Raw genomic sequence first — 19,216 nt, forward strand, 5'->3', positions numbered from 1 at the left:
CATGCGCAGCAAACTCGTCCTGCACGCCGTCGACTCGCACACCGAGGGCATGCCCACCCGGGTGATCACCGGCGGCATCGGCACCATCCCTGGCGCCACCATGAACGAGCGGCGGCTGTACTTCCGTGAGCACCGCGACGACATCAAGCAGCTCCTGATGAACGAGCCACGCGGACACGCGTCGATGAGCGGAGCCATCCTCCAGCCGCCGACCCGCCCCGACTGCGACTGGGGCGTCGTCTACATCGAGGTCTCCGGCTACCTCCCCATGTGCGGGCACGGCACGATCGGTGTGGCGACCGTGCTGGTGGAGACCGGCATGGTCGAGGTCACCGAGCCGGTCACGACGATCCGCCTCGACACCCCGGCGGGCCTCGTCGTCGCCGAGGTGGCCGTCGAGGACGGCCACGCCACCGCGGTCACACTGCAGAACGTGCCGTCGTTCTCCGTCGCCCTCGACCGCAAGGCCACACTCGCCGACGGCCGCACGGTGACGTACGACCTCGCGTTCGGCGGCAACTTCTACGCGATCCTGCCGCTGGAGGAGTTCGGCCTGCCCTTCGACCGGGCCCGCAAGGACGACATCCTCAAGGCCGGCCTGGCGCTGATGGAGGCCATCAACGCCGAGGACGAGCCGGTCCACCCCGAGGACCCGACCATCCACGGCTGCCACCACGTCCACCTCGTCGCCCCGGGTTCGACGGCCCGCCACTCACGTCACGCGATGGCGATCCACCCGGGCTGGTTCGACCGCTCGCCCTGCGGCACCGGCACCAGTGCGCGCATGGCCCAGCTCCACGCGCGCGGCGAACTCCCGCTGCACACCGAGTTCGTCAACGAGTCCTTCATCGGTACCCACTTCACCGGACGGCTCCTCGGCACCACCGAGGTCGCCGGCCGCCCCGCCGTCCTGCCCAGCTTCACCGGCCGCGCCTGGATCACGGGCACGGCCCAGTACCTTCTTGACCCGACCGATCCGTTCCCCTCCGGATTCGTCCTGTAGACCGCACGGAGCCGAACCATGCCCACCCCGAGATCCAGCGCCCCGTCCCTGCCGGCTCTGGGCGGCCTGAAGCGAAGCCACCGCGAACGGGTCGCCGACGCGCTGCGGGCCGCGCTGATCGCCGGCGAACTCCGCCCCGGCGAGGTGTACTCGGCGCCCGGCCTCGCCGCCCGCTTCGGGGTCTCCGCCACCCCGGTGCGCGAGGCCATGCTCGACCTCGCCAAGGACGGCCTGGTCGACACCGTCCCCAACAAGGGCTTCAGGGTCACCGTCGTCTCCGAGAAGCAACTCGACGAGTACACCCACATCCGGTCCCTGATCGAGATACCCACGACGGCCGACCTCGCGGCCACCGCCGACCCCGCCGATCTGGAGGCACTGCGCCCGCTCGCCCAGGACATCGTCACCTCCGCCGCGGCAGGCGACCTCATCGCCTACGTCGAGGCCGACCTCCGCTTCCACCTGGAGCTGCTGTCCCTGTCCGGCAACACCCACCTCGTGGAGGTCGTACGAGACCTGCGCCGCCGCTCCCGCCTGTACGGCCTGACGGCACTGGCCGAGGCGGGGAGACTGCGGACGTCCGCCGAGGAGCACCTGGAGCTTCTGGACGCGCTGGTGGCCCGCGACACGGAGGCAGCGCGAAAGGTGATGACGCAACACCTGGGCCACGTACGAGGCCTGTGGGCGAGAGCTGGTGCCCCGCAAGGGGCGCGGGGAAACGCGTGAGCAAACACGGACAACCCGCGGCCTCAAGACAGGCACAAGCCGACCGAGCTCCTAGGAACCCGCGACAACCCCCCGCTTGGCCGCCTGGATCTGCTCGTACACCCGCGTACGCAACTCCGCGAACCGAGGAGTGACCCGCGTGTGGAGCTGATCCCGCTCGTCCGGCAGGTCGACCTTCAACTGCTCCTGCACGACGGTGGGCGACGCCGACAGAACGAGTACCCGCTCACCCAGGTACACAGCCTCGTCGATGTCATGGGTGACGAACAGAATCGTGATCCCCCGGTCCCGCCACAACCCGCGCACCAGGTCCTCCAGGTCGGCCCGCGTCTGCGCGTCCACGGCCGCGAACGGCTCATCCATCAACAGCACATCGGGCTCGTACGCGAGCGCCCGCGCGATCGCCACACGCTGCTGCATACCGCCGGACAGCTGCCAGGGGTACGCCCCGGCGGCATCCGCGAGACCGACGGAGTCGAGCGCGCCGGCGACCAGCTCACGACGCCGAGCCCTGCTCAACGACTTCTGCTTCAGCGGCAGTTCGACGTTCTCACTCACCCGCATCCACGGAAACAGACTGCGCCCGTACTCCTGGAAGACCACCGCCATGCCGGGCGGCGGACCGCTCACGGGCCGCCCCTCAAGGAGGACCTCACCCGACGTGGGCGTGAGCAGCCCGGCGACACACTTCAGGAGCGTCGTCTTGCCACAGCCCGACGGGCCCACCAGGCAGACGAGTTCGCCGGGGTCGACGGTGAACGTGAGGTCCCGCACCGCCTCCACCCGGCGGCCGGAACCCTCGTAGACCTTCTTCAGGCCGCGTACGTCGAGCATGGACCGCCCCTCTTCGAGCTTCTGCCCGGACTTCACGACGACCGCCGGGAAGCCGCGCGCAGACCGTGGTACCAGCCGAGCATCCGCCGCTCGACCAGCTGGAAGACGACCGACAACAGGAAGCCGAGGAGGCCCAGGACCAGGATGCCGGTCCACATGTCGGGGATCGCGAACGTGCGCTGGAACTGGACGATGGTGAAGCCGAGCCCGTTGCTGGCGGCAAACATCTCGCTGATCACCATGAGGATGATGGCGATGGACAGGGCCTGCCGCAGCCCCGCGAAGATCTGCGGGCTCGCCGACCGCAGGACCACGTCGCGCAGGCGGGCGACGCCCGTGACGCCGTACGACCGGGCGGTCTCCGACATCACCGGGTCCACCGCCCGCACGCCCTCGACCGTGTTGAGCAGGATCGGCCACACACAGCCGCTCGCGATGACGGCGATCTTCATGGTGTCGCCGATGCCCGCGAACAGCATGATGACCGGCACGAGGACGGGTGGCGGTACCGCGCGCAGGAACTCCAGGACCGGTTCGCACACCGCCCGCACCCGGCGGTACGAGCCGATGACCGTGCCCAGCGCGACGCCCACCACGGCCGCCGATGCGTAACCGGCCAGCAGCCGCAGCACACTGGGGACGACGTCGGCGCGCAGCCGCTCGCCCGTCCACACGTCGGGGAACGTGGTGAGGATCGTGCGCAGCGGCGGCCAGTACACATCGGTACTTCCCGAGGACGCCAGCCACCAGGCGACGACCAGCACAAAGGGCAGCGCGACCACGAAGAACAGCCGCAGGACCAGGCCTTTCACACCACCACCTCCCCGCGTACCGACTGGTGCCAGGCCAGCGCCCGGCGCTCCACCGCCCGCGCGCCCACGTTGATCAGCAGCCCGAGCATCCCGGTGACCACGACCAGCGCGTACATCTCCGGCACGGCCTGCGAGGTCTGGGCGACGGCGATGCGCTGGCCCAACCCGGGCGCACCGATGACGAGTTCGGCGGTCACCGCCAGGATCAGCGCCACGGCGGCGGCGAGGCGGACGCCGGTCATGACGTACGGCAGGGCCGTGGGCCACAGGACGTGACGGACCCGGGCCCAGGTGCCGAGACCGTAGGAGCGGGCGGTCTCCTCGGCGACCGGGTCGACGTCCTGGACGCCGTACAGCACCTGGATCAGCACCTGCCAGAACGATGCGTACACCACCAGCAGGAGCACCGAGCGCAGTTCCGTGCCGTAGAGGAGGACCGCGAGCGGGATCAGCGCGACCGACGGGATCGGGCGCAGGAACTCGATGGTGGAGGCGGTCGCCTCGCGCAGGTACGGCACCACCGAGATCACGCCCCCGGCGAGAATTCCCGCCGTCACCGCGCATAGCAGGCCCAGCGCCCAGCCGGTGAGCGTGTCGCCGAGCGCGGTCCAGAACGCCTGGTCGCCGAACTCGGTGACGAGCGCGTCGGCGACACGGGTGAGCGGCGGGAAGTAGTCCTCGGAGACGACGCCGAGGCGCGGGACGGCTTCGCACAGGGCGAGGAATCCGGCCAGGCCGACCGCCCCCAGGGCCGCGTTCGTCAGTCCCGGGCGCCCGGCCCGCCGGGGCGGTGCGGACTCGGGCCGGAGGTCGTCGGGTCGCGTCTGGTTCACGGCAGCAGCTTGTCCAGGTCCGGGGTCTCCTTGAACAGACCGTCCCGCACGCCCAGTTCGGCGAGCTGCTCGATGGAGGCGCGGTCCGGCTCGGCGGGGAAGTGGGGCAGGGTGAGCTTGTCCAGAAGGGTGTCCGGGATCTTCGTGTACGTGGTGACGATCTCGCGGACCTCGTCCGGGTGGCTGTCGGCGTACTTGAGCGACTCGATCGTCGCCTCCTGGAACTTCTTCACCACCTCCGGGTTCTTCTGGGCGTACTGCTGGGAGGTGAAGTACATGGCCACGGTGAGGTTCGGGTCGACGTCGTAGAAGCTCGACGCGATGGACGTGCCGCCCGCGGCCTTGACGGTGGAAAGCGCGGGTTCCGGCGTGCAGGCCGCGTCGACCTGTCCGCCCTCGAGCGCGGCGGGCATCTGGTCGAACGGCATCTCGACGAACTCGGTCTTGGACGGGTCTCCGCCGTCCTTGCGGATCGATTCGCTGATCGACGTGTCGCAGATGTTGTTGAGCGTGTTGACCGCGACCTTCTTGCCCTCCAATTGCTTGGGGGACTTGATCGGGCTGCCCTTCTTCACCGTGGTCCCCATGAAGTCGGCACCCTCCTTGGCCGTGGAGGCGACACCGTTCGCCACGGCCTTGACGGGCATGTTCTTGGACTGGGCGATCAGCAGGGACGTGGTGTTGCTGAAGCCGAACTGGAACTGGCCGGAGACGACCGCGGGCAGGATCGCCGCCCCGCCCTGGGCAGGCGTCAGCTCCAGCTTGAGACCGCGCTTGGCGTAGAAGCCCTTCTTCTGGCCCAGATAGACGGGGGCCACGTCCAGGATGGGGATTATTCCGACCTTGACCCTGGTGGTACCGCCGGAAGAGCTTGCCGACGACCCGGAGGATTCGGACGAACCACAGGCCGGGAGACCGACCAGGATGACGCCGGCACCGAGGCCGGCGAGCAGACGACGCATGACTCCTCCTGAGGGGAACGCCGGTGTTCCGATGGCACCGCGCACGTGTGTGCGCAGACCGAACAGAAGTACTGAGCGGCAACGTAAAGCCAGGAATCCTGATGGTCAATGCCCCGGACTGCCGGGGCCGTTGACAGTTCCCAAAGCGTGCTCTTAGCGTGCGCAGAACGCACACTCGTGCGTACGGAACGCACACCCCGTGCGTCGTCCTCGTGGAGGCGACGATGCCTGCTGGACCCCGCGAACCGCACTTCGTCCGGTCCTTCGAGCGTGGTCTCGCCGTCATCCGCGCCTTCGACGCCGACCACCCCTCGCTGACGCTCAGCGACGTCGCCCGCTCCTGCGACATGACCCGGGCGGCGGCCCGCCGCTTCCTGCTCACCCTCGTCGATCTCGGGTACGTCCACACCGATGGCCGGCTGTTCCGGCTCACCCCACGCGTGCTGGAGCTCGGCTACGCGTACCTGGCCGGCTTCACGCTGCCCGAGCTCGCCGAGCCGCATCTGGAGCACCTGGTGGCGCAGGTACGGGAGTCGTCGTCGCTGTGCGTCCTGGACGGCGACGACATCGTGTACGTGGCGAGGGTGCCCACCCGGCGCATCATGACCGCGACGATCACCGTCGGTACCCGCTTCCCGGCCCATGTCACCTCGGTGGGCCGCGTGATCCTCGCGCACCTGCCGGACGAGGAGATCGGGACCCGGCTCGCCCGCACCGACCTGCGGCCCCTGACCGCGCGCACGATCGTCTCGCCGCAGCAGCTCGCGGCCGAACTGCGGCGCGTACGGCGGCAGGGATACGCCATCGTCGACCAGGAACTGGAGGAGGGGCTCAGGTCGGTCGCCGCCCCGGTGCGCGACCGGGACGGCGAGGTGGTGGCGGCCGTCAACATCCCCGTGGCCGCCGGCCGCAACTCGGTGGAGTCCGTGCGCCGTGACCTGCTGCCGCATCTGCTGGCCACGGTCGCCCGGATCGAGGCAGACCTGCGAGCGGCGACCGCGGCTACAGGTCGAGCACCAGCCGCTGCCCCCGGCACCGGGACACACAGATGAGCATGGTCTCGCCGGCCTCGCGCTCCTCGTCACTGAGCACCGAGTCGCGGTGGTCCGGAGTCCCCTCCAGGACGTCCGTCTCACAGGTCCCGCACGTTCCCTCGGTGCAGGAGTAGAGCACCTCGACGCCCGCGGCCCGCACGGTGTCGAGCACGGACACGCCCACGGGCACGGTCAGGGTCTTGCCCGTGCGTTCCAGCACGACCTCGAACTCGCTGTCAGGTCCGGTCTCCTGCTCCTTCGGCTGGAACCGCTCCACGTGGAGCACTCCGCGCGGGCACCGCTCCTCGACCGCGTCCAGCAGCGGGCCCGGCCCGCAGCAGTACACGAGGGTGCCCTCGGGCACGTCGTCGAGCACCGGACCGAGGTCCAGCAGCCCGGTCTCGTCCTGCGGCGCGATGGTCACGCGATCGCCGTAGGAGCCCAGCTCCTCCGTGAACGCCATGGAGCCACGGGTCCGGCCCCCGTACAGCAGCGTCCACTCCGCTCCGGCCGCCTCCGCCGCCGCCAGCATCGGCAGGATCGGGGTGATGCCGATGCCGCCCGCGACGAAGCGGTAACGCGGGGCGGGTTCGAGCGTGAAGTTGTTGCGCGGGCCGCGTACGCGGACCTTGTCGCCGTCCCTCAACTCCTCGTGGACGTGGGCGGATCCACCGCGTCCGTCGGGTTCGCGGAGCACGCCGATCCGCCAGGTCCGCCGGTCCGCCGGGTCCCCGCACAGCGAGTACTGGCGCTCCAGGCCGGGGCCGAGCAGCACGTCGATGTGCGCGCCCGGCTCCCAGGCGGGGAGCTCTTCGCCCAGCGCGTGGCGCAGGATGAGGGCGAGCACGCCGTCGGCCGCGGCCTCGCGGCGGTCGACGACGAGTTCGGCTTCGTACAGGGTCATGAGCTGTTTCCTTGCGGCTCGTGTCCTTGTGGCTCGTGTCCTCGCGGATGGGCGAGCATCCACTCCCACATCTCGACGGGGTCCTGCGCGGTGTGCTCGCGGCCGCAGTGGCAGGTGCCGTGCAGGACGTCCGTGCCGGGCAGCCAGTCGATGCGGTAGATCTCGCCGGTCTTGAACGTAGAGGGTGACGTCACTGGACCTTCTCCACGGGCTTCGCGCCCTCCTCGACCAGCCTGGCCAGGATACGGCGGGCCGCGAGACCGCCGGTGTCGATGTTGATGCTGAGCTCCTGGTAGCCGGTGCGCTCGGTGCCGAGCGTCTTCTGCAGCAGGTTGAGCGCGGTCACGTCCTGCATGACGACCGTGTGGTTGTTCTTCCGCAGGAACTCGGTGACCTCCTCGTCCTCCGTCGCCCAGTCGCGCGAGACCATCCAGAAGTCGTACACCTTGCCGTCGGCGGACGGCGTGATCGCGTACGTGACCTCGGTGTGGAAGCCGTTCGGGTCGCTGCCGTCCGCCTCGGGCACCACGCCGACCGGAGCGACACGGCTGTGCAGCAGGTACAGGCACGGGGCGTGGTACTCGATGTCCTGCCAGCGCGTGATCCGGCCCTCGATGCCGGTCGACTTGGCGTAGAACGGCGGGCACTCGGCGTCGTCCATGTGCCGGCTCACGCGCACGATGCCCGCGCCCTCGTCGACCTCGGTGGTGATGGGCGTCTCGGCGACCTCGGGGGTGCCGATGTAGCCGCCGTGCAGGTACGTCTCGTGGGACAGGTCGAGAAGGTTGTCGACCAGGAGGCCGTAGTCGGCGTCGATCGTCTCCATGCCGCGCACGGTGACCCAGCCGGGGGAGTCGAGGTGCTTCGCCCGGGGGATGGTGTCCGCGTCGGCGAGTGCGGGGTCACCGATCCACACCCAGATCAGGGAGTCCTGCTCGACGACGGGGTACGAGGCGACGCGGGCGGTGCGCGGCACACGCTTCTGCCCCGGCACGTACACACACGTGCCCGTCGTGTCGTACGTGAAGCCGTGGTAGCCGCACACGATCCGGTCACCGTCGAGGCGGGTCGGGGCCTCCGACAGCGGGTACCGGCGGTGCACGCACCGGTCGTGCAGGACGACGGGCGTGCCCTCCTCCTCGGTGCGGTAGAAGACGAGCGGCTCACCGAGGATCGTACGGCCGAGCAACTCGCGGCCGACCTCGTGGGAGTAGGCGGCGACGTACCACTGGTTCCTGGCGAAGGCGGTGGTGTGAGGCATGGGCTTTCCGTCCCTGTCGGCGGGGCGTCTTCGCCCCGCGTGCCGTGGTTGGGATCAGGGTCGTGAGGCTTGCGTCAGGTCGGCAAGGCGGCTTCTGTCAGGCGGAAGGACTTCTATAAAGAGGCTGGTCAGAGCCTTGTTCTGTCAACCCCTAGTCGCCAGAGTGGAGTGCCGCGTGGTGCGGCTTTCGGTTCGCGCTTGGGGGAGTCGGAGACGGCGACGGCGAGTGCGACTACTCACAGCGTGGCGTTAATCGCCCAATAATGTCTACTTGGTTTCAATTGCGATACTCCTCTATCGGTGGATGCTCGGTACAGCGGCAAGAATCAGCATCACTGCAGGTCAACTGCTGTTCGTTTTGGAGTCTGGGGCCATCGGGTCGAATCCGGGTCGAATCCGCACCCTTTCAGGCTGTTGAGCCTGTTGCCGCTGGTCAGGGTTGTGTGAGGTCCGAGTGCTGGTTCGCCTTGCGGATGGGGATGGCGCGGCGCACAGTCGGGCCGATGAGCCGCTGAAGAGGCACTGAATGGCGGTGGTCGGCTGCCGGGGGCGGGGCTGACCAGCGGATTCTTTGCTGCTGGTGGCGGTCGTCTTTCGTGATCACGGCCTGCGGAAATGTCTTGAGGCGGGACGGCTGATGCGTGACGGCCCGGGATTGATGGTTCCTGGCCGAGACCGACCTGCCGAGCGTTTCAGGGGCCGTCCAGGAGCCGCGCGGTGGTCGGGCCATGTGGCAGAGGCCCCGCCGCCTCGCACGGCAGCCGGCGCTCTCACAACATCCGGTACACCCCCGAAACCGCCCCTGGAGCAACTCGCCGCCCGCGCCGCCCCGCCCACCGGGGCGGACGTCCTGGACGGTCCTGGTCTTCGGGTTCGTCCTGGCGCAGGCGATCACCCGGCGCGACGGCTGTGGCCGTGCCCCCGTCGTGGGCCCCTGGTCGCGCCGGGTCTGGCCAGTGCCGGGCTGCTGAGCTTCATCCTCTCGCTGGGCTACTACATCACCCCTGTCCAAGGTCAACACGGCTTCCTCCCGCTGCCGGACGGCATGGTCGGTGATCTGGTTCTCCGGGATCTTCGCGCTTGCCTCACGCCGGACGCGGGTCGGGATCCTGTACGCGCTGCCGGTCGTCGTCTATTTGCTGGTGCTGTTCGTCTACCCGATCTTCTCCACGCTGCTGCTCAGCACAGCGTCGAGGCCGCCAATGCCATCGACTACCTGGTCGACGAGCTCGGAGTGAAGAAGGGCGACAAGGTGGGCGTCGTCTACTTCACTGGGGACTACGGCAACGACTCCTTGGCCGGTGCGGAATACGCGGCCGAAAAGCGCGGCCTCAAGATCGTGCCGCAGGAAATCACCCCCAAGGACACCGACATGTCCGCTCAGGCGTCGGCGCTGAAGAAGGCCGGGGCATCGGCGGTGATCCTCGCTGCCGCTCCCCCGCAGCTCGCCTCGCTCGCCGGTGTCCTCGCCTCCCAGAAGGTGAACATCCCGGTCATCGGTCACGCCCCGACGTTCAACCCGGCCCTGCTGGACAGCCCGGCCGGCCCGGCCCTGCTGAAGAACTACTACGCGTTCACCAGCACGGCCCCGTACAGCTCGGACGAGCCGGGGGGGCAAGAAGGCCGTGGACCTCTACGAGGCCGCCGCGCCCAAGGGGGCGAAGGGCTTTGAGGTGCCGTTGGCGTACGCGCAGGCGGAGCCGCTGACCGATGCCATGAAGGGCGCCTGCAAGGCCGGGAACCTCACCCCGGAGGGTGTCGTGGAAGCGATGCGGAAGACCTCCGACCTCGACCTGGACGGCCTGCTCACCACGCCTCTCGACTACACCGACCCGTCGCAGCCGCCGACGCGCAATGTCTTCATCTCCCCTGCGGACGCCGACACACCGGGCGGTCTCAAGCTGGGCGAGACCTTCGAGGGCCCCAGCGGCAAGGGCTACACCTTCAAGTGAGCCCTGCCCCCACCCCCCGGAGCGAGCAGAGTTCCCAGCTCTCCGTCTTCGACCACCGGCCCGGCGGAGCGCGTCACGTTGACCTGCTCCGCCGGGCCACCCGGCTCGGGCGCCGGTGGTGCCCATGGCGGCAGCCCACGATCGCCGACGTCCTCGACCTCTTGGAACGCGACGCCTCATTGCTTCAGCAGCCGCCTTGCGCGCCATGTGAAGGGCGGGGATCACCGCGCCTGCGACCCGCGAGACTGGAGAGCCTGTGAGCGGGGTGCTCCTTGGGCCGTTTCCAGTACGGGCCGTTACCCCGGCGCCTGGAAGGGGTCACGAAGCCGACCGCCGGCTCCAGGCATCTCTCGGCACCCACGTCACAGCACCCTCGCTCCGGCCCGGCACAGCCTGAGTGGACTCGGCCGAGGTGGCTTCGCAGCAAGCCTTCACGGCACCTGTGTCCTCACAGCGTCCTCAATTTCGCCTCCGGCTCCTCACCGAGGCCTTTGCTGAGGCTTCACCGCACCATGATCCGGCGCATTCATGCAGGTCAGCTCGGTGTGTGCCGTCATCCGGCGACTCGCCGCCGAACACACGAGCAGCGGATTCAGTCCGCCGAGGGAAGGTTGACGCTCCGACACCTCAGAAGAGACGTTTCAACACCGTCCCCGATCAGCGCATCGCCCTGAGCAGGTTCCTCAGGTGCGGATCCATGGTGAGGACGGTGCCGCCGCGCAGCACACCGCGATGCCGAGCCATGATGATGACTCCTTCGTCATCCGAGCCACATAGGCAGCGCCTCCCGTCGGTGGGCATCGAGGTGGAGGTCGTGAAACGCATCCCGCGCAGTTCGGAGTCGCGGGTGTGCTGGGCGATGACCGCGGCGATACGACGCCGGCTGACCGGGGTGACCGCGCCGGCTCGGCGCACCGCATGACGGCGGGGAGCTGCCCCTCGGCGAGGTGCTGGCGCGACGGGGCGGGAAATTGCCATCAGACCAGCCTGAAATGCCGCACTTTGCCGTTCGATGCGCACCGCCATGCCGTCCGTCGATAATTGGGTGCCAACGCCTGCGGCACTCACCGCGTTCTGACCGGAGTCGGCTCGCGCGTCGGCCGTCGGGGACGTCGCGGCCGACTGAGTGGGGTGGCAGGGTGATTCGGGTGCTGTTGGCCGATGACGAGGCGTTGATCCGCGCCGGGATACGGTTCGTGCTCGATGTCGCCGATGACATCGAGATCGTGGCCGAGGCGGACAACGGTGCGGGCGCCGTCGAGCTCGCTCGCAAGCACCTCGTCGACGTGGCACTGCTCGACATTCGCATGCCCGGCGTCGACGGGCTGGCCGCGGCCGCCGAGATCGGGACGGTGGCACCGCGGACAAGCGTGGTCATGCTGACCACCTTCGGTGAGGACGAGTACGTCACCCGGGCGCTGCGCTGCGGCGCTGCTGGGTTTCTGCTCAAGGACACCCCGCCCGACGACCTGATCAGGGCTGTCCGGGCGGCGGCCGCCGGTGAGCCCGTCCTGTCGCCCCGGGTCACCAAGCAGTTGATCGATCGCCACGTCAACCGCGACCTGAGCCAGGCCGACGAGGCGCGGCGCCGTGTCGCGGCTCTGACCGACCGCGAGCGCGACGTGCTGTGCCTGCTGCGTGAGGGCTGCTCGAACGCTGAGATCGCCAAGGCGCTGCTGATGAGCGAAGGCACCGCCAAGTCTCACGTCAGCCGCATCCTCTCCGTCCTTGGCTGCACCAACCGGGTCCAGGCGGCGATCCTGGCGCACGACGCCGGAGTTCTTCCGCCCAGCAGCCGTTCCTGATCCGCCTCGTCGAGCCCACGCCAAGCGTCGGCTTGCCGGGTTCCGCCTACGACCTCCCAAGCTCGTCCTTCTGTGCGAGCTTGCCGTGTTTGAAGCAGAACCGGAACACGTGCCCGAAGCCCTCGGCCAGCGCGTAGTCGCACGTGGTGCCGGACGGCGCCGCCGGCTGCTCAGCCTGGACCGCTGTGCGGGCGGTCATGCTGTCGCCGCCCGTCAGCTCGCGCACCCTGTCCTGGGTGTCGCCGATCTTGATCTGCCGGTAGGTGTGCGGCGAGACGGCGGACTGGAGGTAGTCGTAGACGCTGAAGCCGAGGCCGCCGCAGACCGCAACGGCCGCTCCAGCGAGGGCGAGGAAGGCCGTCTTGGTCTTCCTTCGTGATGCGTCGTGGTGGGGCCCGTCCTCGGCCCCGGTACGGGAGGGGAGCATCTGCCGGTCCGCCGGGGCGGATTGATCGATGGTGGAGCTCATGGCGCCGGGGCTTTTACGGCGCAGGGGGAGGGTGGCGGTGAGGGCGTGGTCGCCGGTGAGCGGGTCTGTGCCGGCGGTGAAGTCGCCGCCGGCCAGGCGGGCGCGTTCGCGCAGGCCGGCCAGTCCCAGGCCGCTGCTGGGCGGTGGGACGGCGGGCGGGCGTGCGACGTTGCGTACGCTGATGGTGAGTCTTTCGGTGCCGACGGTGACGGTCAGCCGCGTGGGCGCACCCGGGGCGTGCTTGTGCACGTTGGTGAGGGCTTCGCGCACGATGCGGTTCACCGCTCGGCGGACGCCGGCGTCGGCGTCGGTGAGGTCGCCGCCGCGCCAGGACAGGGTGATGGGCAGGCCCGCATGCTGGGCCTCGGCGACCAGGTCGGTGACATCCTCGCGCGTGCCGACCACGGATTCGGTGCCGTCCGGTGGTTCGGCGCCGTCGAGGCGCAGGATGCCCAGCACGGTGCGAAGCTCCTCGAGTGCGGTCCGGGAGGTGGTCCGCAGCAGGTCGGCCTGCTCGTTGATCTCGGGGGCCGCGGTGCGGGTGCGCATCTCCAGGGCCCCGGCGTACAGGACGATCAGGCTGAGCCGGTGCCCGAGCAGATCGTGCATCTCGCCGGCGATGCGCGCCCTTTCCTGCATCCGGGCCTGCGACTCGCCGAGCAGGTTGGCGCGTTCCAGTAGGGCGTTGCGTTCGTGCAGGGCATCCATGGCCAGGGCTCGCTCCCCCTGCCGCATACCGATGGCGCCCGGCAGTACCGCCAGCAGCACATTGATGACGACGATGCGGCCGACATCCTCTAGGTCAACCGTCAGCCCGGCGAGCTCGACGAGGCTGGCCGCGGATTGCACGCCGGTGGTGAGCGCCAAGGCGGCCACGGCGAGGCGGGTGTCCTGCACTTGGCGGCCCACCGCATAGGCGAGCACCACGCTCACCGGCCAGAGAAAAGCCGACAGGGTCATGCTCGGCCAGATCAACGGCACTATCGCGACGCCGGTCCCGGCCAGCAGCGAGGTGACCGGCCAGGTGAACCGGCAGAGCAGGGCAACAGCGGCGGCCAGCAGGCCGATCGCCGTGGCGGGCTGCCCGGGCACGTTGATGACGCCGGTGACGATCGCCGTGGCGGGCAGGAACAACCACCACGCCAGCAGCAACCTGCCCTGTCGGGCCAGGTGCTGCCAGGTCGTCACCGCCTCGGCGGTGACGACCTCGGCGAGTTTCGCCCAACCAGCCACGGCACCTCCACGACGACGGCGGTGGCCGCCGAGCCGGGCGGTCGCCCGACCGATGAGCGCAGCCGCGTCCGGGCCACGCCGGCCGGGGTCACCAGCCACAGCAGTGCAGCGGTGATGACCGGTAGCCCGTGATCCGCGCCGACCGTACCCGAGGACGGGGGCCGTGGTCATCGTATCCGGGCTCAGCCAGGGCCGACCTCGCTCCAGCGAAGGGCGAGCGTGCCCTGACACGCCGCGTCTCACCGGACGAACTTCGCCAGTTTGGTGGTGCTGTTGAGCAGGTACTCCAGCGGTCCGCGGCTGAAGAAGCGCGACCAGACGGTGGCGAACAGGATCGCCCCCGCGATGAACCCGAGCAGCGGCACAAAGGTGCCGGTGGCGTCCTCGGGCAGCATGGCGTAGGCGGCGACGTGGGCGACGTAGAGCGTCAGGGACATGGTGCCCACGGCGATCAGCGGACTCGCCAGCCGGCGCAGCCACGCCAACCGGGCTATGGCCACGGTCGCGCAGACAAGCACGGTGATCGCCACGCCGAGACCGCCGATGATCTCGAACGTCGTACCGCTGTGCGGCTCGGCTCCCAGCAGCGACAGGGCCATGTCCGCGCTGTCCGTAACCTTGTTGTTGATGTAGTCGAAGGCCGGCGATCCCGGTCGCAGGGATTCCATGGACTTCGGATCCAGGTTCGCGAAGGCTTCCTTCAGAGCGGCCTTGTCTGCCTGAATGGGCGGGTACAGCTTTTCTGTCAGCCAGGCGGTGCCGTATCCGAGCGCCATCAGCGCGGGGCCGAGCACGGCCAGTCGGCGTTGCACCGCGCCGGCGGCCAGGTCGAGCCGGGCCAGTGCCATGCCGGCGATCACGAACGGCATCCAGGTGATCGCCGGGTAATAACCGTCGAGCAGCAGACCCAGCAGTCCGTCGCCGCCGAGCCGGGCGATCGGGTCGTACGCGTCGATGGTCTTCGCCGTCGATCCCCCCAGCAGCCGCTTCAGGCCGAACGCCGCCTGCGGGCCAACGACCGTGAGCACGGTCGCGATGATCGCGAGGGTCCTGGCCCGCAGTCGTATCAGGGGCAGTGCCAGCAGGAAGTACACCCCGTAGAAGGCGAGAATCACCAGGATCCCGGTCTTGAGCATCGTCAGCACGGTGCCCAGTACCAGCAGGACCAGAGCACGGATCGCGATCCGGACCTTCGCCTGCCGGCCGGCCAGGCCGGTCTTCGGCTCCCGACGGCCGGCGATCAGCATCAGCGAGAACCCGGCGAGGGTGGCGAACAGGATCGACGACCGGCCCTCGGTCAGCTCCAGCAGCCAGCCGCCGAAGCCACCCACGTCCTCGGCAGGTGGGGCGACGTGTACCGCGAACATGCCGAACACCGCCAGCGCGCGGGCCAGGTCCACCCCGACCAACCGCCCTACCGATGGCTGCTGCTCGACCACGCCGGCGGGTTCAGCCGGTGCCCCGTGCCGCGGAGGCGGCGTTTCGTGCGAGATCTCTGTCTGAGTCATGCGCCCAACGTCGCCGGTCCGGACGCCCTGACGCGTCTGCCAAGCTTCCGGACCACGCCCCGCCGAATGGCGGAGGACGCCGAGCCGATCGGCCATCACCGGGAGCGACTCCGGTGCCGCAGCGGGAGCCGAGACGCGCCTGCATCGTGTCCTTGCAGCCCTCCATCCGGGCCGGCAGCTGCGGGAGGCAATGAACGAATCTGGCACTCGTGCTCTTACGGCAACAATCCACGACTCCCGAAACGCGCGGCTGCCAGGGGCAAGCTGACTCACGAGCTTCAAGCACCAGTGAACCTTCGACCTCGGCCCGGACAAGCTGCGCCATCTCCCTCCCGCGACAGCCGGCAAAGGGCAGGAGGGGCTGACGCGATGAAGTCCGCGGCCGTCACCGCACCCGAGTGGTTCACGGTGACGCCGTGCCGGTCGTTCGGGACGTACGGTGCTTGCCCGTCTCGACCACCTGACCGGCGGCGTCGGTGACTTCTGTGTCGTCTTGCACAGTGCGGCCCTCTGGTGTGCGCCGGAGAGTGGAGCGGCTTCGGTCACAGTCGTGGTGGGGTCATGACGAAATGGGCTTCGACTCGGGCGGTGACGATCTGTCGTGCGGGTTGCAGGTGTATGGCGTCTGGCGGCTCGGCTCCGTCGAGGCTCTCGGCACTGACGGCGCCGTACGGGCCGTAGTCAGCCGGCACCGGGGCGTTGAGGCTGCTGTCGGAGAGCTCGACGAGGGCGACAAGGGTGGCGTCGAGGGCCTCGGCGTACGCGCGGGCGCGGCGGACGGCGTCGTGGACGGCGGTGCGGCGCGCTGCGCGGTGGACGGGTGAGTCGGGGCGCAGGGCCCACCAGGGACCGTCGACGCTGGTGAGGTCGAGCTCGGTGAGGCGGGTGGTGAGTTCGTCGAGGGCAGTGAAGTCGGTGAGTTCGGCGGTGGTGCGGACGTGGCCGTAGTAGGCGCGGACGCGTTCGCGGCGGCCGCGTTCGGTGAGTTGGGGGGGTGATGGCCGACGCGCCGGTCTCCAGGCGTTCGACGGCGTCGCCGTGACTTCTGACGAGGTCGAGGGCGGCGGTGTTCCGGCGGGTGAGGTCGACGAGCCGGACTTCGCCCCGCCGGCCCACGCCGTCGACGCCCGGCAGAAGGCTGCCGCCCGCCCGCTGGGTGCACGCCTGCCAACGGGATGACGGAACTGAGCATTTGCTCGGCGGGCCAGTCCAGGGTTCTCACACTCTGATCACTGCGGTGCTCTTCCAGGCTCCGCCGACGGCATCGTCGCCGCCATCGCCGTCGAGGCCGGTGTCCGGTGCAGTACTCGTGCCCTGGATCATCGTCGTTCTGATGGATCGTCATGCCAGGTGTGCGCCGACTGCGGCCCATGCCTCTTGCACGGCGCGGGCTGCCGGCCCGGATGGAGGGCTGCAAGGACACGATGCAGGCGCGTCTCGGCTCCCGCTGCGGCACCGGAGTCGCTCCCGGTGATGGCCGATCGGCTCGGCGTCCTCCGCCATTCGGCGGGGCGTGGTCCGGAAGCTTGGCAGACGCGTCAGGGCGTCCGGACCGGCGACGTTGGGCGCATGACTCAGACAGAGATCTCGCACGAAACGCCGCCTCCGCGGCACGGGGCACCGGCTGAACCCGCCGGCGTGGTCGAGCAGCAGCCATCGGTAGGGCGGTTGGTCGGGGTGGACCTGGCCCGCGCGCTGGCGGTGTTCGGCATGTTCGCGGTCGTTGGGGCGCGTCCGCGTACGCGGAAACGCACGCGCTTGACGATCTGGAGAACGTACGCGACCGCGTCCGTCGCCGCCCTGCTGGCCGCCTTCCTCACCCCGATGGCGGCCCAGGCCGCCCCCGCCCCTAAGGAGAGCCGACCGGTCTACTCCTACGCCCATGCCGTCCGTGAGTCCGTCTGGGTGGACACCGGCCTCGACAGCGACGGCGACGGCAGGAACGACCGCGTCGCCGCCGACATCGTCCGGCCCCGCGAACCTGCCCGGCAGGGCCGCAAGGTCCCCGTCATCATGGACGCCAGCCCGTACTACTCCTGCTGCGGGCGCGGCAACGAAGACCAGAAGAAGACGTACGACGCGAACGGCGACGTCGTACGGATGCCGCTGTTCTACGACAACTACTTCGTTCCCCGTGGCTACGCCTTCGTCGGCGTCGACCTCGTCGGCACCAACCGCTCCGACGGTTGCGTCGATGTCGGAGGCCGCAGCGACATCCGGTCCGCGAAGGCCGTTGTGGACTGGCTGAACGGCCGTGCCAGGGCCTACACCAGCCGCCGCGGCGGCACGGCCGTCAAGGCGACCTGGACCAACGGCCGCACGGGCATGATCGGCAAGAGCTGGGACGGCACCATAGCCAACGGCGTCGCCGCCACCGGCGTCAAGGGCCTGAAGACGATCGTTCCGATCAGCGCGATCTCCTCCTGGTACGACTACTACTTCGCCAAGGGTGCCCCGTTTTCCGAGTTCGGCCCCGACTGGCTGTCCTTCGCAGTGCAGAGCGACGACGCAGCCAGGCGCTGTGCGGCCATGGAGCGCAAGCTCGTCGACGGGGCCCCGCGCAGCGGTGACTGGACGCCTCTGTGGACTGAGCGCGACTACGTCAAGGACGCGGCGAAGGTTCGCGCGAGCGTGTTCCTCGTGCACGGGATGCAGGACCTCAACGTCCGCGCCAAGCACTTCGGGCAGTGGTGGGCAGCCCTCGCGAAGAACGGCGTCGAGCGCAAGATCTGGCTTTCCCAGACCGGTCACGTCGACCCCTTCGACTTCCGGCGCGCCGACTGGGTCCATGCCCTGCACCGCTGGTTCGACCACGAACTCCTCGGCTACGACAACGGCATCGACCGTGAGCCCATGGCCGACATCGAGCGCCAACCCGACCAGTGGGTCACCTCGAACGTGTGGCCGCCGCGCGACACGCACACCACCACCCTTCACCCGGCCACCGGCAGCCGGCCGGGCGTGGGGACCCTCGGCCTGAGCAAGGGCACCGGCACCGGCACCGGCACCGGCACCGGCACCGAGAGGTTCACCGACAACCGGGCGCGCAGCGAAACCGACTGGGCGGCACGGATCGGCAGCACGACGCCCGAGAAAGTCGGCTTCGTGACCAAGCCGCTCACCCGTGACCTGCGTCTGTCCGGCTCCTCCAAGGTCACCGTCACCGCCACCCCGACCACCTCGACGGCCCATCTGTCCGCCGTCCTCGTCGACCTCGGCCCCGACACCATCCGGGACTACGCCCACAAGGCCGAGGGCATCACCACCCTCACCAACCGCACCTGCTGGGGCAGCAGCACCACCGGAGACAGCGCCTGCTTCAAGGCAACCCGGGCGAAGAAGGCATCCGTCGACTACACCGTGTTCAGCCGCGGGTGGGCCGACCTCGGCAACTACGCCTCCGACCGCAAGGGGGTCCCGCTCACCCCGGGCAAGGCCTACACCATCACGCTCGACCTCGCGGCCACCGACCACGTCGTCCCCAAGGGCCACCGCCTGGCCCTGATCGTCGCGGGCACGGACAAGAACCTGATCGACCCGCCGTCCACCACCCCGACGCTCACCCTGGACCTGGCTCGTACGTCGGTTAGCGTCCCGCTTCTCGGCGGCGCCGCCGCGTTCGCCCGCGCCACCTCGGGCGGCACGTCCGCCGCACCCGAGGCCAGGGTCCTGGACGGCGTGCGGGCACCGCACACCGCCCAGCGCGTCCCCGGCAACTGACCGGCTCGGGCGTCGGCACCCACCGAGCCTTCTAGGGCCGCGGTAGTTGTTCTGAGACAGCGGTAGGGACTGTAAATCGTTCGGTGTAACTCCCGATCATGGAAGATGCATCGATGACCAGTGAGAACGTGTCCGAGTCCGAGGCTGCCGGGCCCACGAA

At 69.5% G+C, this 19,216-nt stretch carries 17 protein-coding genes and 1 pseudogene; 7 read left to right on the forward strand and 11 right to left on the reverse strand.

The features are described 5' to 3' along the window. Position 1 precedes the first annotated feature (1 nt). Together ACZ49J_RS17040 and ACZ49J_RS17045 are read left to right on the forward strand one after the other, a co-directional pair. Positions 2-1,003, forward strand: coding sequence for a proline racemase family protein (locus ACZ49J_RS17040; RefSeq protein WP_467453673.1), 1,002 nt, complete (start codon positions 2-4; stop codon positions 1,001-1,003). 18 nt (positions 1,004-1,021) lie between these two features. Next, a complete protein-coding gene (locus tag ACZ49J_RS17045; RefSeq protein WP_467453674.1) occupies positions 1,022-1,729 on the forward strand; it encodes a GntR family transcriptional regulator in 708 nt (235 codons plus the stop codon). A 51-nt stretch (positions 1,730-1,780) separates the two neighbouring features. On the opposite strand, the gene ACZ49J_RS17050 is transcribed toward ACZ49J_RS17045, so the two are convergent. The 4 genes from ACZ49J_RS17050 to ACZ49J_RS17065 form a co-directional block, all read right to left on the reverse strand. Then, positions 1,781-2,563: an ABC transporter ATP-binding protein gene (locus ACZ49J_RS17050; RefSeq protein ID WP_467453675.1), complete on the reverse strand. Its 783-nt coding sequence runs from the start codon at positions 2,561-2,563 to the stop codon at positions 1,781-1,783. Positions 2,564-2,595: 32 nt separating this feature from the next. Then, complete coding sequence (locus ACZ49J_RS17055) at positions 2,596-3,375, reverse strand: ABC transporter permease (RefSeq protein WP_467453676.1); 780 nt, start codon at positions 3,373-3,375, stop codon at positions 2,596-2,598. Continuing rightward, positions 3,372-4,139 (reverse strand): ABC transporter permease, encoded by a 768-nt coding sequence (locus ACZ49J_RS17060; RefSeq protein ID WP_467453698.1) that lies wholly within the window; start codon positions 4,137-4,139, stop codon positions 3,372-3,374. The genes ACZ49J_RS17055 and ACZ49J_RS17060 overlap by 4 nt, the downstream gene beginning before the upstream one ends. 65 nt (positions 4,140-4,204) lie before the next feature. Then, positions 4,205-5,170 carry an ABC transporter substrate-binding protein gene (locus ACZ49J_RS17065; RefSeq protein ID WP_467453678.1) on the reverse strand — a complete coding sequence of 322 codons (966 nt, stop codon included), beginning with the start codon at positions 5,168-5,170 and terminating at the stop codon, positions 4,205-4,207. A gap of 224 nt (positions 5,171-5,394) precedes the next feature. Here ACZ49J_RS17065 and ACZ49J_RS17070 point away from each other — a divergent pair, with 224 nt between their 5' ends. Then, the gene (locus tag ACZ49J_RS17070) at positions 5,395-6,222 is read left to right on the forward strand and encodes an IclR family transcriptional regulator domain-containing protein (protein WP_467453679.1); all 828 of its coding nucleotides are present in this window, start codon (positions 5,395-5,397) and stop codon (positions 6,220-6,222) included. Here the strand turns inward: ACZ49J_RS17070 and ACZ49J_RS17075 are convergent. Genes ACZ49J_RS17075 through ACZ49J_RS17085 form a run of 3 tightly spaced genes read right to left on the reverse strand, consistent with a single transcriptional unit; the run spans position 6,173 to position 8,369 of the window. Next, positions 6,173-7,108 carry a PDR/VanB family oxidoreductase gene (locus tag ACZ49J_RS17075; RefSeq protein ID WP_467453680.1) on the reverse strand — a complete coding sequence of 312 codons (936 nt, stop codon included), beginning with the start codon at positions 7,106-7,108 and terminating at the stop codon, positions 6,173-6,175. The two genes, ACZ49J_RS17070 and ACZ49J_RS17075, sit on opposite strands and share 50 nt — an antisense overlap. Next, on the reverse strand, positions 7,105-7,302 hold the full coding sequence (locus ACZ49J_RS17080) for a hypothetical protein (RefSeq protein WP_467453681.1): 198 nt from the start codon (positions 7,300-7,302) through the stop codon (positions 7,105-7,107). The genes ACZ49J_RS17075 and ACZ49J_RS17080 overlap by 4 nt, the downstream gene beginning before the upstream one ends. Then, the gene (locus tag ACZ49J_RS17085) at positions 7,299-8,369 is read right to left on the reverse strand and encodes a Rieske 2Fe-2S domain-containing protein (protein WP_467453682.1); all 1,071 of its coding nucleotides are present in this window, start codon (positions 8,367-8,369) and stop codon (positions 7,299-7,301) included. Before ACZ49J_RS17085 ends, ACZ49J_RS17080 begins: the two co-directional genes overlap by 4 nt. Before the next feature lie 1,045 nt (positions 8,370-9,414). On the opposite strand from ACZ49J_RS17085, the gene ACZ49J_RS17090 reads away from it, so the two are divergent. Then, positions 9,415-10,041: an ABC transporter substrate-binding protein gene (locus ACZ49J_RS17090; protein ID WP_467453683.1), complete on the forward strand. Its 627-nt coding sequence runs from the start codon at positions 9,415-9,417 to the stop codon at positions 10,039-10,041. Continuing rightward, entirely contained in the window at positions 9,995-10,321 is a 327-nt protein-coding gene (locus ACZ49J_RS17095; protein WP_467453684.1) for a hypothetical protein, read from the forward strand. The genes ACZ49J_RS17090 and ACZ49J_RS17095 overlap by 47 nt, the downstream gene beginning before the upstream one ends. Before the next feature lie 657 nt (positions 10,322-10,978). On the opposite strand, the gene ACZ49J_RS17100 is transcribed toward ACZ49J_RS17095, so the two are convergent. After that, on the reverse strand, positions 10,979-11,347 hold the full coding sequence (locus ACZ49J_RS17100; RefSeq protein ID WP_467453686.1) for a hypothetical protein: 369 nt from the start codon (positions 11,345-11,347) through the stop codon (positions 10,979-10,981). 113 nt (positions 11,348-11,460) lie between these two features. On the opposite strand from ACZ49J_RS17100, the gene ACZ49J_RS17105 reads away from it, so the two are divergent. Further along, positions 11,461-12,126: a response regulator gene (locus ACZ49J_RS17105; RefSeq protein WP_467453687.1), complete on the forward strand. Its 666-nt coding sequence runs from the start codon at positions 11,461-11,463 to the stop codon at positions 12,124-12,126. Positions 12,127-12,172: 46 nt separating this feature from the next. Here the strand turns inward: ACZ49J_RS17105 and ACZ49J_RS17110 are convergent, their stop codons facing one another. From ACZ49J_RS17110 to ACZ49J_RS17120, 3 genes and pseudogenes are all read right to left on the reverse strand, one after another. Continuing rightward, complete coding sequence (locus tag ACZ49J_RS17110) at positions 12,173-13,828, reverse strand: sensor histidine kinase (RefSeq protein WP_467453688.1); 1,656 nt, start codon at positions 13,826-13,828, stop codon at positions 12,173-12,175. A 239-nt stretch (positions 13,829-14,067) separates the two neighbouring features. After that, positions 14,068-15,336 carry a heparan-alpha-glucosaminide N-acetyltransferase domain-containing protein gene (locus ACZ49J_RS17115; RefSeq protein ID WP_467453699.1) on the reverse strand — a complete coding sequence of 423 codons (1,269 nt, stop codon included), beginning with the start codon at positions 15,334-15,336 and terminating at the stop codon, positions 14,068-14,070. 542 nt (positions 15,337-15,878) lie between these two features. Beyond that, positions 15,879-16,470: pseudogene (locus ACZ49J_RS17120) on the reverse strand (SIMPL domain-containing protein). A gap of 576 nt (positions 16,471-17,046) precedes the next feature. On the opposite strand from ACZ49J_RS17120, the gene ACZ49J_RS17125 reads away from it, so the two are divergent. Then, positions 17,047-19,056 (forward strand): Xaa-Pro dipeptidyl-peptidase, encoded by a 2,010-nt coding sequence (locus ACZ49J_RS17125; protein ID WP_467453701.1) that lies wholly within the window; start codon positions 17,047-17,049, stop codon positions 19,054-19,056. The last annotated feature ends 160 nt before the right edge of the window (positions 19,057-19,216 follow it).

It is taken from the genome of Streptomyces sp. NPDC030840 (assembly GCF_055572015.1).